The organism is Brumimicrobium sp. (assembly GCF_048268645.1).
In the GTDB taxonomy this organism is placed as follows: Bacteria; Bacteroidota; Bacteroidia; order Flavobacteriales_D; family Crocinitomicaceae; genus Brumimicrobium; species Brumimicrobium ulvae.
In genome coordinates this window covers 239,483-253,518 of the sequence record NZ_JBLWVE010000001.1, presented here as the reverse complement: position 1 = coordinate 253,518, position 14,036 = coordinate 239,483, and the positions used below count along the sequence as shown (strand labels likewise).

Annotated in this window: 12 protein-coding genes; 10 read left to right on the top strand and 2 right to left on the bottom strand. The window is 34.8% G+C overall.

The genetic code is table 11. The features are described 5' to 3' along the window. Window positions 1–97: 97 nt before the first annotated feature. The 9 genes from ACN0U3_RS01105 to ACN0U3_RS01065 all read left to right on the top strand — a co-directional run bounded on the left by ACN0U3_RS01105 (window position 98) and on the right by ACN0U3_RS01065 (window position 8,957). Window positions 98–1,279 carry a polysaccharide ABC transporter ATP-binding protein gene (locus tag ACN0U3_RS01105; RefSeq protein WP_417264810.1) on the top strand — a complete coding sequence of 394 codons (1,182 nt, stop codon included), beginning with the start codon at window positions 98–100 and terminating at the stop codon, window positions 1,277–1,279. After that, on the top strand, window positions 1,276–2,067 hold the full coding sequence (locus tag ACN0U3_RS01100) for an FkbM family methyltransferase (RefSeq protein ID WP_417264809.1): 792 nt from the start codon (window positions 1,276–1,278) through the stop codon (window positions 2,065–2,067). The genes ACN0U3_RS01105 and ACN0U3_RS01100 overlap by 4 nt, the downstream gene beginning before the upstream one ends. Before the next feature lie 17 nt (window positions 2,068–2,084). Next, a complete protein-coding gene (locus ACN0U3_RS01095) occupies window positions 2,085–3,230 on the top strand; it encodes a glycosyltransferase family 4 protein (protein WP_417264808.1) in 1,146 nt (381 codons plus the stop codon). 160 nt (window positions 3,231–3,390) lie between these two features. Then, window positions 3,391–3,876, top strand: coding sequence for a hypothetical protein (locus tag ACN0U3_RS01090; RefSeq protein ID WP_417264807.1), 486 nt, complete (start codon window positions 3,391–3,393; stop codon window positions 3,874–3,876). Beyond that, a complete protein-coding gene (locus tag ACN0U3_RS01085) occupies window positions 3,869–4,810 on the top strand; it encodes a glycosyltransferase family 2 protein (protein WP_417264806.1) in 942 nt (313 codons plus the stop codon). Before ACN0U3_RS01090 ends, ACN0U3_RS01085 begins: the two co-directional genes overlap by 8 nt. Window positions 4,811–4,817: 7 nt before the next feature. Further along, a complete protein-coding gene (locus tag ACN0U3_RS01080) occupies window positions 4,818–5,555 on the top strand; it encodes a hypothetical protein (protein WP_417264805.1) in 738 nt (245 codons plus the stop codon). After that, entirely contained in the window at window positions 5,555–6,430 is an 876-nt protein-coding gene (locus ACN0U3_RS01075) for a glycosyltransferase family 2 protein (RefSeq protein ID WP_417264804.1), read from the top strand. Before ACN0U3_RS01080 ends, ACN0U3_RS01075 begins: the two co-directional genes overlap by 1 nt. 2 nt (window positions 6,431–6,432) lie before the next feature. After that, on the top strand, window positions 6,433–7,758 hold the full coding sequence (locus ACN0U3_RS01070) for a glycosyltransferase (RefSeq protein WP_417264803.1): 1,326 nt from the start codon (window positions 6,433–6,435) through the stop codon (window positions 7,756–7,758). A gap of 365 nt (window positions 7,759–8,123) precedes the next feature. After that, window positions 8,124–8,957: an ABC transporter permease gene (locus tag ACN0U3_RS01065; protein ID WP_417264802.1), complete on the top strand. Its 834-nt coding sequence runs from the start codon at window positions 8,124–8,126 to the stop codon at window positions 8,955–8,957. A 211-nt stretch (window positions 8,958–9,168) separates the two neighbouring features. Here ACN0U3_RS01065 and ACN0U3_RS01060 read toward each other — a convergent pair whose 3' ends face one another. Further along, a complete protein-coding gene (locus ACN0U3_RS01060; protein ID WP_417264801.1) occupies window positions 9,169–10,116 on the bottom strand; it encodes an NAD-dependent epimerase/dehydratase family protein in 948 nt (315 codons plus the stop codon). A gap of 789 nt (window positions 10,117–10,905) precedes the next feature. Here ACN0U3_RS01060 and ACN0U3_RS01055 point away from each other — a divergent pair. Beyond that, entirely contained in the window at window positions 10,906–11,304 is a 399-nt protein-coding gene (locus ACN0U3_RS01055) for a GxxExxY protein (RefSeq protein ID WP_417264800.1), read from the top strand. A 514-nt stretch (window positions 11,305–11,818) separates the two neighbouring features. Here the strand turns inward: ACN0U3_RS01055 and paaZ are convergent. Then, window positions 11,819–13,891, bottom strand: a complete 2,073-nt coding sequence (paaZ, locus tag ACN0U3_RS01050; RefSeq protein WP_417264799.1) for a phenylacetic acid degradation bifunctional protein PaaZ — start codon at window positions 13,889–13,891, stop codon at window positions 11,819–11,821. Window positions 13,892–14,036 lie beyond the last annotated feature (145 nt).

Sequence of the window (14,036 nt, the reverse complement as noted above, 5' to 3'; positions counted from 1 at the left end):
TCAATTAATAGCTATGTGTTTTACCGTAAAGATAATTGTTGATTGAATTTTTTATCTTTGAATCATCCTTGACTTATTAATAATTATAAATAGTATTTTGACACTCAAACAAAGATCAATAATAATAGAAGGTGTTTCTAAAGAGTACACAATCGGGAAGCAGAAAGATTCATCCTTAAGACATGCTCTCACAGGTCTTTTTAAAAGTAATAAAGGTAAACAAGAATCTTTTTGGGCACTAAAAAACGTATCATTTCATGTGGATAAAGGAGAAATTATTGGAGTTATTGGGAGAAACGGCGCAGGAAAATCTACCTTGTTAAAAGTGCTGTCTAAAATTACTCAACCTACAGAAGGGCGCATTGAAATCAATGGACGTGTTGCTTCTTTGTTGGAAGTAGGAACAGGGTTCCACCCAGAATTGACTGGGCGAGAAAACATTTACTTGAATGGTACCTTACTGGGCATGACTCGGAAAGAGGTCGCAGAAAAACTAGAAGAAATCGTTGAGTTTTCTGGAGTCCGAAAATTTATTGACACACCTGTAAAGCACTATTCTTCTGGTATGTATGTGCGATTGGCGTTTTCTGTAGCAGCACATTTGGAACCTGAGATCCTAATCATCGATGAGGTGTTGGCAGTTGGAGATGCTGAGTTTCAAAAGAAATGTTTAGGAAAGATGGAAGATGTAGCGGGGGAAGGTAGAACAGTGATTTTTGTGAGTCATGATTTAGTTGCAGTAAAGAAATTATGTACAAGAGGAATAGTTTTACAAGAAGGAGAAATTACTTTTAATGGAATAATTGATGAAGCGATAAAGAAGTATAATGAAAAAAAGGCTGAGAATAAAGATTTTATAAATCCAAATTGGAATAAAGATATTGATTATGATATTAAATCAATTCTAATAAAGAACGAGTTTGGTAAAGCAAACCATAATTTTGACATATCAGATAAAATTTATGTTGAAATTAATTTTCATATTAATAAAAACCCTAAGTTGTATGATTTTTATCTATGTGTAAAAAGACAAGACGGTTTAAGAGTTTTTTCAATTAATAAGAAAATAAATAAAAATACACACACATTTATTATTGATAAAAACTGTTTAACAAGAGGTTCCTATACATTTCATCTAGCCATACAAATACCTTATCAATACACATTAGTAAGTTATTTCGATGTAGGGATGTTTAGTGTTGTAGATGATTCGTCAGAACTAACTGTTTATAAATCATACGATTACGGTGCTACGTTTGGAAAATACGAATGGAAATGACTTGGAAAGAATTTAAATTAAAGATTAAAAAGAGATGGCATTACTTTCTCGCTAAAAGAGAAAGCATTGAGACATACTACATGACGGTTGTTGATAGCACAAAAGAAATAACTACCTTTAATTATTATGGGCATATTTTTCATGCACGTTTAAAAAACTCATCTGATTATGATATGGTTAACCAGGTGATTGTGAAGGGTGAATACGCTCTCGCTGTTAGCTATTTTAAAGCACAAAGTTTTGAGCCTAAAGTTTTAATTGATGCTGGAAGTAATATAGGTTCTACAGCTATTTATTTAAAACACCTTTTTCCTGAAACACAAATATTTTGTATTGAACCTGATGAAGAAAATTTTGATTTGCTTAAGAACAATCTTTCGAAATATGTGAATAATGGAAGTGTTAAGCTCTATCAAGCTGGTCTTATGGGGAAAAGTGGTTTAAATTTATCAATTAATACAAATTTTAGAGATAAAAGTAGTTGTGCAAGACAAGTTGTTGTAGAACAAAAAGAAAATAGACTCAAAAGTATCACTATAATAGACCTGATTAAAGAACATAACCTACAAAGTATAGATTTATTAAAAATTGATATAGAAGGAGCTGAAGTATTTCTAATTAAAAATGATTCAAACGTCTCCTTTTTGAGCATAACCAAATGTATTGCAATTGAAATTCATGACGAGTATGAATGTCGTGAGAAGATTTATGAATTATTAATAAAAAATAATTTTGTATTACTTGAAGATAATGAAACTACATTAGCAATAAATAAAAGTCTAGCTTAAAATTTAGTCAACAGAATATGAAGATACTATTTATTAACCACTCATCCTCCAGAACAGGAGCACCTTTAATTCTACTCTATTTTATGGAGTGGTTAAAAAAAAATCATCCAGAAGTTAATTTCGATGTGTTGAGCATGGGAGGCGGACAACTATCTAGTGAAATTGACTCATTATGTACAAATCACTTCAAAATATATAAGAAAAAGAAATTATTAAGCAGAATTGGTCGATTTATTCTTAGAAAGCTAAAGCTGATAAGGCTTTTTAATTCAGTCATTTATGATTACGAAATTAAAAATGTTGCAAAAGAAGATTATGATATAATTTATAATAACACAGTAGTATTTATTGAGATTGCTACACTAATTAAAAAGTTTTCTCAAAATTCAAAATTGATTCTACACGTTCATGAATTAAGAGAAACAATACAAAGCTATGTGCCTCAAATTAGTAATCTAAAACAAAAAGTTGATTTAACAATTGCTGCATCTGAGACTGTTAAAAAGGATTTAATTGATTATTATCAATTTGATTTAGATAAAACAATAACGATACATGAATTTTCAAAATTTCATACAAATATTGATACCCGGTTAAAGCTGGATTTACGTAAAATTACTATAGGAGGAATTGGCTTGGTCCAAAAAAGAAAAGGAGTTGATTTGTTTATTAAAGCTTGTTCTGCAATTAAAGAAATTAATCCTTCAATACATTTTAGTTTTCAATGGTTAGGAAGTATTTCAGAAGAGAATAAAAAAAGATATAATAAATTGATTGAAGAATTGGGTATTGCTAAAGAATTTGAATTTCTTGGACAATTAAATAATCCGAATGAGTTCTTGAAAAATCTTGATGTTTTTTGGATGACATCGAGAGAAGACCCTTTTCCTTTAGTTTGTATTGAGGCAGCTAACAACGGAGTTCCTATTTTAATGTTTAATAAAACCACAGGGACACAAGAAATTATTAATGATTTAGATTATTTAATAGCTTCAGACTTAAATCCAAAAGATTTAGCTCATAAAACTAATGAATTAATAAATAATCAAGAACTTTATCTTAAAACGGTAAAGATTTTAAAGGAACGGTTCTCTATGTTTACTGTAGATAATCAAAGTAAAAAAATTTGGAGTGCAATAAAAGAAGTTTCAGAAGATCTATGAAGTCCCCCCAACTTATCATAGGAATGCCGGTTTACAACGATGTAGATTTTTTAAAAGTACTTACTCCTCTACTTTCTTTCAGAAAAACGACTTTAAATTATATCTTAGCACCATTAATCTTCTTTAATAAAAAAACAGTAATATTCGCAAGGATAAATTTGTGCGTTTTCTTTACCAACAGTATCATTTCAATCCACAAGTAAAAAGATATGGGGGGAAAATAACCCAATTCCCAATCACCAAAGAATACATCAAATTAGTAAAAGCTGTTCAAAAAGGAATGCAACATGTAATGAGAGAAAAAAATATCGCTATTGAAACAAACCCGTCTTCCAATTATTTAATAGGTACTTTTAAAGACTATAGTAAACATCCATTAGTTAATTTCTACAACTTAGATCTCGAAACGGATACGGAGAAAATAAAAGAATGTCCTCAGTTATTTGTTTCCATCAACACAGATGATCAAGGAGTGTTTTCAACTTCTTTAGAAAATGATTATGCTTTAATTGCATCAGCATTAGAACAAATGAAAGATGAAAATGGACAAGCTAAATATAAACCGTCAATGATATATAGATGGTTAGACAACATTAGGGAAATGGGATTGGAGCAAAGTTTTAATAAATCTAAGTATAATGAATAGTTTTATAGATCTTTCAATTATTATTGTCAATTTTAAGACGCCTTTACTTACAAATGATTGTATTTCAAGTATAAAGTCATCCGAAATCACTTTTAAATATGAAGTAATAGTTATCGATAATCATTCAAATGATAATTCAAAAGAGCTCATTTTAAACACCCATCCTGACGTTAATTTTATCTCAAATTCATACAACGCTGGTTTTGGTCGAGCAAACAACTTAGGCGTAGAAAAGTCAAATGGGTCGTATATTTTACTTCTAAACTCCGATTTAACTGTAGAAAAGAACTCTATTTCAACTTGCTACAATTATATTGTTTCTAGTGTCGAAACTGGAATTGTAAGTTGTGAAATATTATATCCCAATGGAGAAAAACAAAACTTCACTTCAACCATTGCAAGTTATAAGAAAATTCTATCGAGAAATTTATTTGTAGACTTTTTGAATAAAGACGGTTTTAAGTATAAGGAAGAAGCTGTTATGGGGTCTTTTATGATGTTTAAAAAAGAGGTTTTTAATGAAATAGGTGGTTTTGATCCTGATTTTTTTATGTACTCTGAAGAAATTGAATTATGCCATAGATTTAAATTAAATAATTACGGAATAACTATATTGGATTCAGTGCAAGTGTATCATTTAAATGGCGGGAGTTCATCGGATAGAGATTGGGCAGCTAAACAGAGTTTTCTTTCCTCAGCCCTTCTCTTTTATAAAGTAAAGGGTAATTTTGGATACTTATTTTACCATTTCCTTATATTGTTTAATACAATCACCAATTTTATCTTGATGTGGAGACTTGATTCAAATTATAGATCGGATTATTTCAAATACCAGAAAAATTACTTTTATGGAGCTTGGATGTATTTAAAAATACCACTACTTTATAATAGGAAGATTGGTAGCGGAAATAGATTGTTAAGGCTTTATCGTTAAAAGTATTATGGGAAAATCACTAATCATAGAAATAATTCACACAGGTTTAGGAGATCATCTTTTTCACAGTCACCTTCCTAAGATAGCGAAAGAAAGTGGTTATGAAAAAGTTTATATATCTAAATTTTCGCCGGTGGTTCATCCAGATTATAGAAATCTTGTTTGGGAGTGTAACCCCTATGTTGATGGGTTTGTAGATAAACCAGGGACAAAAGTTGACATTGGCGAATTGGTTGTAAAGATTCACAAGAATTCAAAAACTAATCTATTAGATGAGGTAATGTTGGCATTTGGATTAGACAACAACAAGCGATGGAATAAACCAGAAGTCTATTATAAGCCAAAGTATGTTCAGGAATACAACAAAGTAGTTTATGATCCAAATTTTTTATCTTGGATAGGTTTGTGCACCAAAGAAGATGCAATGACATTTTTTAAAAAGAACAATGTTAATTTTGATGCAATTATGAAGTTAAGAGGTGGAAAACACTTTTATATACCCACTGGGAGCGAACAGTTTATAGAAACTCCTACTTTGGAGGACTTTTGTGACTTAATATTTTCTTGTAAAGAGCTTCATTGTCTAACTTCAGGCACTGCCACCTTAGCAGAGGCTTTGAATAAGTCTGCTACAGTTTATTATGGAGAAGGTCAGCCTGTCGGATATCAACACAGTAAAAACCATACCTATAAGTTCGTTAAAAGATATTTTATGAATAGAGTTAAAAGAAAACTAAATTTATAATGCAAGCTTCTCTCACCATAGGAATGCCTGTTTTTAACGATGTTGACTTTATCGAAGCATCTTTATTATCTATATTAAATCAAACGTTCAAAGATTTTAAACTAATTATTTCTGATGATGGGTCAAGTGATGGGTCAGCGGAAATTTGTAAGAAATATGCCGAACAAGACAAGCGCATCACCTATATTCGCCAAGTAAAAAACTTAGGAATTTCAAAAAATATGGAGTTTTTATTGGCACAAGCAGACACACCTTTTTTCATGTGGGCTGGCGATGATGATTTATACCATAAGGAGTTTGTTCAAACCCATATTACTGCATTAGAGTCCTGTGACAAGGCCATCGTATCATTCAACAAATATGAACTTATTGATGAGAATAGCTTCAGCTATGAAGAAGTTGATGTTAATTATTCAAGTAAAATTAGGTTGTTTCAACTTTTAAAATTGATTTCTAAAGAGAATGACGGTTTTGGATATGGTGTTTTTAAAACTGAGAGAATACGTACTGTACAGTTTCCAGTTTGGTGGTGGCCAAACAAAAAAACTCCTTATAACAATATATTTCCCAGCTTATTGTATTATCTGAATCGTGGTTTATACCTTCACCATGATAAACTACTTTTTTCTAAAAGAGTAAAGCAAGGCAATAAAATTAATCATGTGATAGGGGGGCAAGGAAATGGAATAAAAGAGCTTTTATCTTATTATTTAAGGAGATTCTATTTAATTAACTTTGGATTTATTCAATTATTAAAATCTAATTCATGGTACAACGCCTTCCTTGCCTATCCGTTTCTTTTCGGGAAGTGGTTTGTTTATTCAAGTGTTAAAATGACTTTGAACAGTTTGGTAAGTAAGTTTAAAAGAAAATAAACATGAAAAAAGTCCTCATTCTAGCTTATGATTTTCCACCCTATGTTTCAGTAGGTGGTTTGAGGCCGTACAATTGGTTTAAATTCCTAAAAGAGTTTGGGGTTGAGCCAATAGTCATCACTCGTCAGTGGAGTAATGCGTATGGTAATGAATTGGATTATGTTGCACCGAGTGTCAGTAAAGAATCCCTAATCGGAGAAGAGGAATATGGGACAGTGATACGCGCGCCTTACTTCCCCTCTAAGAGTAATCGCTTATTACTTGAACACGGTGAAAATAGACATCGTTTTTTTAGAAAATCCTTAACCGCATTTGATGAAATAAGACAGTTTTTATGGATTTCAGGACCTAAAAAGCAACTTTATATAGCTGCACGAAAATACCTGAAAGAAAATAAAGTTGATGCAATTATTGCCACTGGAGAGCCCTTTGTACTTTTTTCTTTTGCCCAACGTTTAAGTCAAGAGTTTTCAATTCCTTGGATTGCAGACTATCGAGACCCTTGGAGTCAAAATAAAGGGAGACAAAGGAATAAGTTATATACCCTTTGGAATAGGTATTTGGAACAAAAAGTTGTAAAAAAAGCTATTTGCATAACGACTGCTTCTGGTTTTTTCAAGCAACAAATAGAAAAACTAATCAACAATAAAACTATTTATGTTCTGCCGAATGGTTATGATCCAGAAGTAATTGAAAAAGTTGCTGATTTACCCCAAAAAGCTACAGAACTCACCATTTCTTTTATCGGAACTATTTATCAATGGCATCCTTGGAAAAGCTTTTTGGAACAATTCAATTTGTTTTTGCAGAGTAATCCAGGTGTAAAAATGCAACTTAACTTCCATGGAACTAATATTCCAAATGAGGTAAAAAAGAAAGTCGAAACCTTATCAAAATTGACACAAAAATCTATAAAGATTTTTCCGAAAACACAGAATCAAGAATTAATTAAAAAATTGTCTAATTATAATACTATGTTGTTATTCAATGATTATTCGATAGTTGGCACCAAAATCTATGATTACATAGGTTTAAAGCGTAAAATCATCTTGTGTTACGCCAACGACCCAAAAGCTTTTGCGCTAAAAGATAAATACTATTCCATAGAAGAAATGGAAGGTGTCAGCCAACAGCTTCAAGCAGACTTACTTCAAAAAACCAATGCTGGGGTAATTGTTGAAGATGAATCGCATTTACAAGAGGTGTTCAAGGAATTAGTTGCAGAATTTAAAGAGAAAGGTAGAATAGATTGTAACTCTGTTGGGTCGGAGAATTATTCTAGAAAAATTCAAGTTGAAAAATTGGCTGAGATAATTAAGTCAATTTAAGATAATGTTTTTCGTCTCCTCCTTCGGAGGGCCATTAGTGAACGATAGCTAACTTAGGACAGGGAATCGAAGTCAGCGGAGGTGTATCGAGAACGTGCGGTGTTTGAAACAGTTTATATTTTGTGATTTCCGTCTGTACTCGTTACAAATTTTTCCACTTCGTTCCGTAATTCACTCGAACTGACGAGAGAACGATAAAACGGGACTTCAGCTTTGCTCAGTCTCCATAATAACATCGCGGATGGGTACGGATCCTTTTGTTGGTAGGTTAGGATGGTAGCGGATTTGAAAATCTGTTTTAATCAGCGTTATCAGCGTGCCAATAACCCCAAAATTCCTTACTTTTACCTCCACAAGCATTTACAATGAGCAAAACACACAAAACCATAATAGACGCCAACAAGAAATCGATTATTCCAGATTTCAGGGAGCTTTATCAATACAAGGATTTGTTTCTCACCTTGGCTTGGAGAGATTTTCGGGTGCGTTATGCGCAAACCACCATTGGATTGCTGTGGGCGATTTTGCAACCTGTCGTGACATTGCTTATACTTTCATTGGTTTTTGGACGCTTTGTGGGTGTGGAAACTGAAGTGCCGCATATTTTATTTACCGTTGCTGGGATGAGTGTGTGGAGTTATTTTTCTTATGTGATGACCAACTCTGGGAGTTCCATTATTGCGAGTCAGAACATGGTGAAGAAAATCTATTTTCCACGGTTAATCATTCCTTTATCAAAGGCAGTTGTTGGATTTATTGATTTCGGTGTGGCTTTGTTGATCATGATGGTATTGATGATTTATTTTCAGGTTCCTCCATCGGCAAATGTTTGGTTGGCGCCTGTTTTTATTTTAATTGGTGTTATAGCAGCGTTGGCAGTCGGAATTTGGTTGAGTGCTTTAACGGTGCGTTACCGAGATTTTCAACACGTTGTTCCTTTTATGGTGCAGATTGGTTTGTACATTACTCCTGTGGCTTATCCTGCAGAGTTTGCAGTGAAGCAATTGCCTGAATGGGCCAGTACTTTGTACTATTTAAATCCGATGGCGGGAGTCGTGCAAGGATTTCGTTGGTCGATGTTTGGCGGAGAAGCTCCAGGACCGTTGATGTTTGTTTCTATTGCTATGATCTTGCTGATTTTCATTTCTGGTCTCTTCTATTTCCGTAAAGTTGAAGGAGACATGGCGGATTATGTTTAGTTGGTTCGTATGTAGGATGGTATGTTGTGTGGTGGTGTGTTGGCAAGCGGATGACGCGGATACTAAGGTAACGCGGATGGTGGCGGATTTTTTTGTTGGGTAAATGGTGTTTTTAAAGATGGGTGCGGATTTAAAAAATCTGTTTTAATCAGCGTTTGGAAATCGGCGTTATCGGCGTGCTAAAATCACGAAATCACACCAGTAACACCAACTATAATCCATTCAACTCTTTATAAATATTCGAATCAATCACTTTCTCAATTCCATCTTTCAAGGGTAGAAACTCTCGTCCTAAAAGTCCACGCATATTTTCTGCGTTGGGTTGTCTTCTTGTCATGTCTCCTTCTTTGAGTGGTGGTAGGAATGCGATTTTTGATTGAGAACCGGTGATGTCAATGATGGTTTTGGCCAAATCGAGGATACTGGTTTCTTTATCGTTTCCAATATTGATGACGTCGTTGATGAAGCGGTCTTCTTTGAATGCTTTTACGGTAGCCGCGATATTGTCGTCAACATAACAGAAAGTTCTGGTTTGAGAACCATCTCCATAAATGGTAATATCTTCGTTGTTGAGTGCTTGTTTGATGAACTTGCTCATCACAAAATCTGGACTTTGTTTAGGTCCGAAGGTGTTGAAAAATCTGAAAATCGTATAGTCTAAATCATAAGTTTGTGAATAAGAACGGCAGAATGCTTCTCCCATATTTTTCACAATTGCATAGGGTAATTTTGAATTTAATGGCGTTGTTTTTTCGTTTTGTGGTAATTCAACAGGTTCTCCATAAACTTCAGATGAGGAAGAGAAAAAGATGCGTTTTACTTTGGCCTCAGCACTGAGTTTAAAAATGTTTTTTAATCCTTCGATGTCTTCTAGTACCATCAAGGGATTCGCAGTTGTTCTTTTCACACCGACTACGGCAGCATAATGAAAAACATAATCGAATTGGTGGGCATCAAAAAGGGATTTCATTTGGTCGAAGTTGTTACAATCGGCTTCAATGAATTTAAAGTTGTTGAATTCGCTTTTTGAAATCTTTTGTTTGTTTCCAGTTAGAAAGTTGTCTACTGCTACGATATTATATTCAGGGTGCTTAATTAATTCATCTGTCAAACAGCTGGGAATAAATCCTGCCCCTCCTGTTACTAGTATGTTTATCATTTATGGTAAGTTTTAGCTCTATATTAATCGTATGGTAAGTGCTAAAATAAGTAATTTGATGTGGTAATTTTGATTTTTGAAGAAAAATTGTTGGAGGGTGGATTAGAAGATTGCACGTGGATGGTGGCGGTTTTTTTTTTGGTGTTGTTCAGAATGGCACGCAGATGACGCAGATACCAAGGTAGCGCGGATGGTAGCGGATTTTTTTGGTGTTGCTGGAAGAGTAGCGGATTTGTACGGATTAAAGAATCAGCTTTAATCAGCGTTTGAAAGTCGGCGTTATCGGCGTGCTATTTTTTGTGTGTTTGGTTATTGGTGTTGTTCAGAATGGCACGCAGATGACACAGATACCAAGGTAGCGCGGATGGTGGCGGATTTTTTGGGTGGTTGGAAGAGTAGCGGATTTGTACGGATTAAAGAATCAGCTTTAATCAGCGTTTGAAAATCGGCGTTATCGGCGTGCTATTTTTTGTGTGTTTGGTTATTGGTGTTGTTCAGTATGGCACGCAGATGACACTGATACCAAGGTAGCGCGGATGGTAGCGGATTTTTTGGGTGGTTGGAAGAGTAGGGGATTTGTACGGATTAAAGAATCAGCTTTAATCAGCGTTTGGAAATCAGCGTTATCGGCGTGCTAATTACACCAATGGAGAGTTATGAAGTTATTCATATCGTTTAGAGATTAAAAAATCAGTTTTAATCAACGTTATCGGCGTGCTCATTTTCTAGATACCAATAACAATTATTTTTTGTATCTTAGAATAGTTCACCTAAATCAAAAACGTAATTATGGAATTGTTACACAAGGATCTAACCGATCAAATATTAAAGACTTATTTTGATGTTTATAATGAATTAGGCTTTGGTTTTCTTGAAAAAGTATATCAAAACGCACTATTTCTTGAATTAAAGAATCGAGGCTTCTTTGTGGAAGCACAGAAGCAAATTAAAGTATATTATAAAGAGACCCAGGTTGGGGAGTACTATGCCGATTTGATAGTTAATGAGGCTGTAATATTAGAATTAAAAGCTACTGAAGTAATTGTAAAGGAGTTTGAATTTCAGTTGATTAATTATCTTAAAGCAACTGATATTGAAGTCGGTTTTTTGCTGAATTTTGGATCAAAGCCTGAGTTTAAAAGAAGGGTTTTTTCAAATGATAAGAAGAGTAGCTTGCCAAGGGGTTAGGGTAGTGTTGTTCAGAATGGCACGCAGATGACGCAGATACCAAGGTAGCGCGGATTCTAGCGGATTTTTTTGGTGTTGCTGGAAGAGTAGCGGATTTGTACGGATTAAAGAATCAGCTTTAATCAGCGTTTGAAAATCGGCGTTATCGGCGTGCTAATTACACCAATAGAGATTTATAGAGTTATTTTTTTGGTGTTGTTCAGAATGGCACGCAGATGACGCAGATACCAAGGTAGCGCGGATGGTGGCGGATTTTTTGGGTGGTTGGAAGGGTAGCGGATTTGTACGGATTAAAGAATCAGCTTTAATCAGCGTTTGGAAATCAGCGTTATCGGCGTGCCAATTACACGTGTCGGGTTTATGCAGTAGTTTAACTTAACCTTGTCTAATACAACCCAACAAAAAAAGCGACCCTCTTTCGAAAGTCGCTTATCAAATGAATACTTATAGACGTAAATGAAAGCTTAATTGGCGGAGCTGATGCTTATAGCTAAAAGCCTACCGCCTAAAGCTTTTAACTCTGATCTTTCAATTTCACCATGGTCAAAATCGTTGCGAAACCTACCAATGGTTCTTCGGTATCTTGGTCCAGCATTTCAACTAACCATTTTACGATACCACGTTTGATTTTTGTTTTTGGATCATCCTCTTTTGGCGTAACATCAGTTGGAACTAACTCTTTACATGTAAATCGGATGTGCATTTTCGAACCAGCATATACAGGCTTCGTAAAACGCATATTATCAATTCCATAGTTCAACAAAACAGGGTTCATTTCATAGTTGTGTACGAATAAACCTGCAGCTGCACTCATAAGGAAATATCCGTGAGCTACTTGTTCGTCGAACATTGTTCCGTTAAAGTCAGTTTCTCTTTTGTGAGCATAGAAATTATCTCCAGAAAGTGCTGCAAATTGATCAATGTCATCTGCAGTGATTTCACGACTTTCTGTAATGAGTTGATCACCCACATTCAATTCTTCAAAATACTTTGTAAAAGGATGTTCTTCAATAATATTTCCTTTTGCTCCTTGTTGGTAAACTTGCGTAATTTCAGTTATTGCAGAAGGGTGACCTTGGATGGCGGTACGTTGTAAGTAATGTAATACTCCACGCATTCCACCCATTTCTTCACCACCTCCAGCACGACCTGGACCACCATGAGTTAACAACGGCAATGGTGAACCATGTCCTGTACTTTCTTTAGCACATTCTTCGTTCAATACTAGGATACGTCCGTGCATACTAGCTGCACCAATCACGTATTCTCTTGCTTCTTTGTTGTCTGGTGTAACAATGGTCGAAACCAATGAACCTTTCCCCATTTTGGCCAATTCAATTGCTTCATCAATGCTGTTGTAAGGCATCAGTGTTGAAACAGGACCAAACGCTTCCACGGAGTGAACATCAACGTTATCAAATGGTTTGTCATTTCTAAATAGAATCGGCGGGAAGAAAGCACCTTTTTCTTTGTCGGCACCCAGTACTTCGAAATTCTCCATGTCACCAAACACAATGTTTTGTGATTTCGAAAGCAATTCAACTTTTTCACGGACTTCTTTCTGTTGGTCTAATGAAGCTAAAGAACCCATGCGAACGCCTTCAACAGAAGGGTCTCCAATCACTGTTTTTGACAAACGAGCAGATATTGCTTTCTGGGCGTCATCCATCAATTCTTGAGGAACGAAAATACGACGAATAGCCGTACATTTCTGACCTGCCTTGGTGGTCATTTCACGAACAACTTCTTTTACGAAAATTGCAAATTCCGGTGTGTCTGGCGTTGCTTTTTTTCCTAGAATGATTGCATTTAACGAATCTGCTTCAAGGTTAAAAGGAACATTGTTGTTGGTAATAACAGGGTTAGATTTAAGTTTCAATCCTGTGCTAGCACTTCCTGTGAATGAAACAACATCAGAAGGAGTTACATGATTAATTAAATCTCTTGCCGATCCCAAAACCAGTTGTAACGCACCTTCAGGTAAAAGTTTCGAGGCAATAATATCTTCTACAACAACTTGTGTCAAGTAACTGGTTACACTAGATGGTTTTACTACTGCAGGGACACCAGCCATTAGGTTAACTGCAATCTTTTCCAACATTCCCCAAACAGGGAAGTTAAAAGCATTGATGTGTACAGCGACCCCTTCTTTAGGCACCATGATGTGGTGACCAATAAAAGTTCCGTTTTTAGACAACATTGCTGGTTCACCATCGATGTAGTAAGGAAGATTTGGAAATTGTCTTCTTAAAGAAGCGTTAGCAAATAAGTTACCAATTCCTCCTTCAATATCTACCCACGAATCGCCTTTTGTTGCACCTGTCCAGGCACTTACTTCGTAATATCTTTTTTTGTTTTGTAAAAGATAAAGTGCTAATGCTTTGAGCATATTTCCGCGTTCATGGAAGGTCATTTTTCTCAATTTCTTACCACCTACTGTGCGTCCGTAATTTAATATTTCAGCAAAATCAAATCCTTTACTCGATACTCCTCCAATTTGTTCTCCTGTAATGGCATTGAATACTTCGGTTTCTACTCCTTCACCATTCTTCCACTCACCACAGATATAGCTTTTTATTTTTTGCATAATTCTATTTCTTCTTTTGAGCACTAAATATAAGTTTCTTTTGGTGATTTTGAAGGAGAATCGGGTGATTTTTTAAGCCTTGAGAAAGAAGTGTTCGTTTATTACGTCAGAAAAATATGATGGCAATGGCTTTTGTGTGGCGCGT

Bases quoted from the DNA above. Each gene is read 5' to 3' on its own strand.
- ACN0U3_RS01085 (WP_417264806.1), top strand. From the start codon at position 3,869: ATGAATAGTTTTATAGATCTTTCAATTATTATTGTCAATTTTAAGACG.
- ACN0U3_RS01060 (WP_417264801.1), bottom strand. From the start codon at position 10,116: ATGATAAACATACTAGTAACAGGAGGGGCAGGATTTATTCCCAGCTGT.
- ACN0U3_RS01075 (WP_417264804.1), top strand. From the start codon at position 5,555: ATGCAAGCTTCTCTCACCATAGGAATGCCTGTTTTTAACGATGTTGAC.
- ACN0U3_RS01065 (WP_417264802.1), top strand. From the start codon at position 8,124: ATGAGCAAAACACACAAAACCATAATAGACGCCAACAAGAAATCGATT.
- ACN0U3_RS01070 (WP_417264803.1), top strand. From the start codon at position 6,433: ATGAAAAAAGTCCTCATTCTAGCTTATGATTTTCCACCCTATGTTTCA.
- ACN0U3_RS01095 (WP_417264808.1), top strand. From the start codon at position 2,085: ATGAAGATACTATTTATTAACCACTCATCCTCCAGAACAGGAGCACCT.
- paaZ (WP_417264799.1), bottom strand. From the start codon at position 13,891: ATGCAAAAAATAAAAAGCTATATCTGTGGTGAGTGGAAGAATGGTGAA.
- ACN0U3_RS01100 (WP_417264809.1), top strand. From the start codon at position 1,276: ATGACTTGGAAAGAATTTAAATTAAAGATTAAAAAGAGATGGCATTAC.
- ACN0U3_RS01080 (WP_417264805.1), top strand. From the start codon at position 4,818: ATGGGAAAATCACTAATCATAGAAATAATTCACACAGGTTTAGGAGAT.
- ACN0U3_RS01055 (WP_417264800.1), top strand. From the start codon at position 10,906: ATGGAATTGTTACACAAGGATCTAACCGATCAAATATTAAAGACTTAT.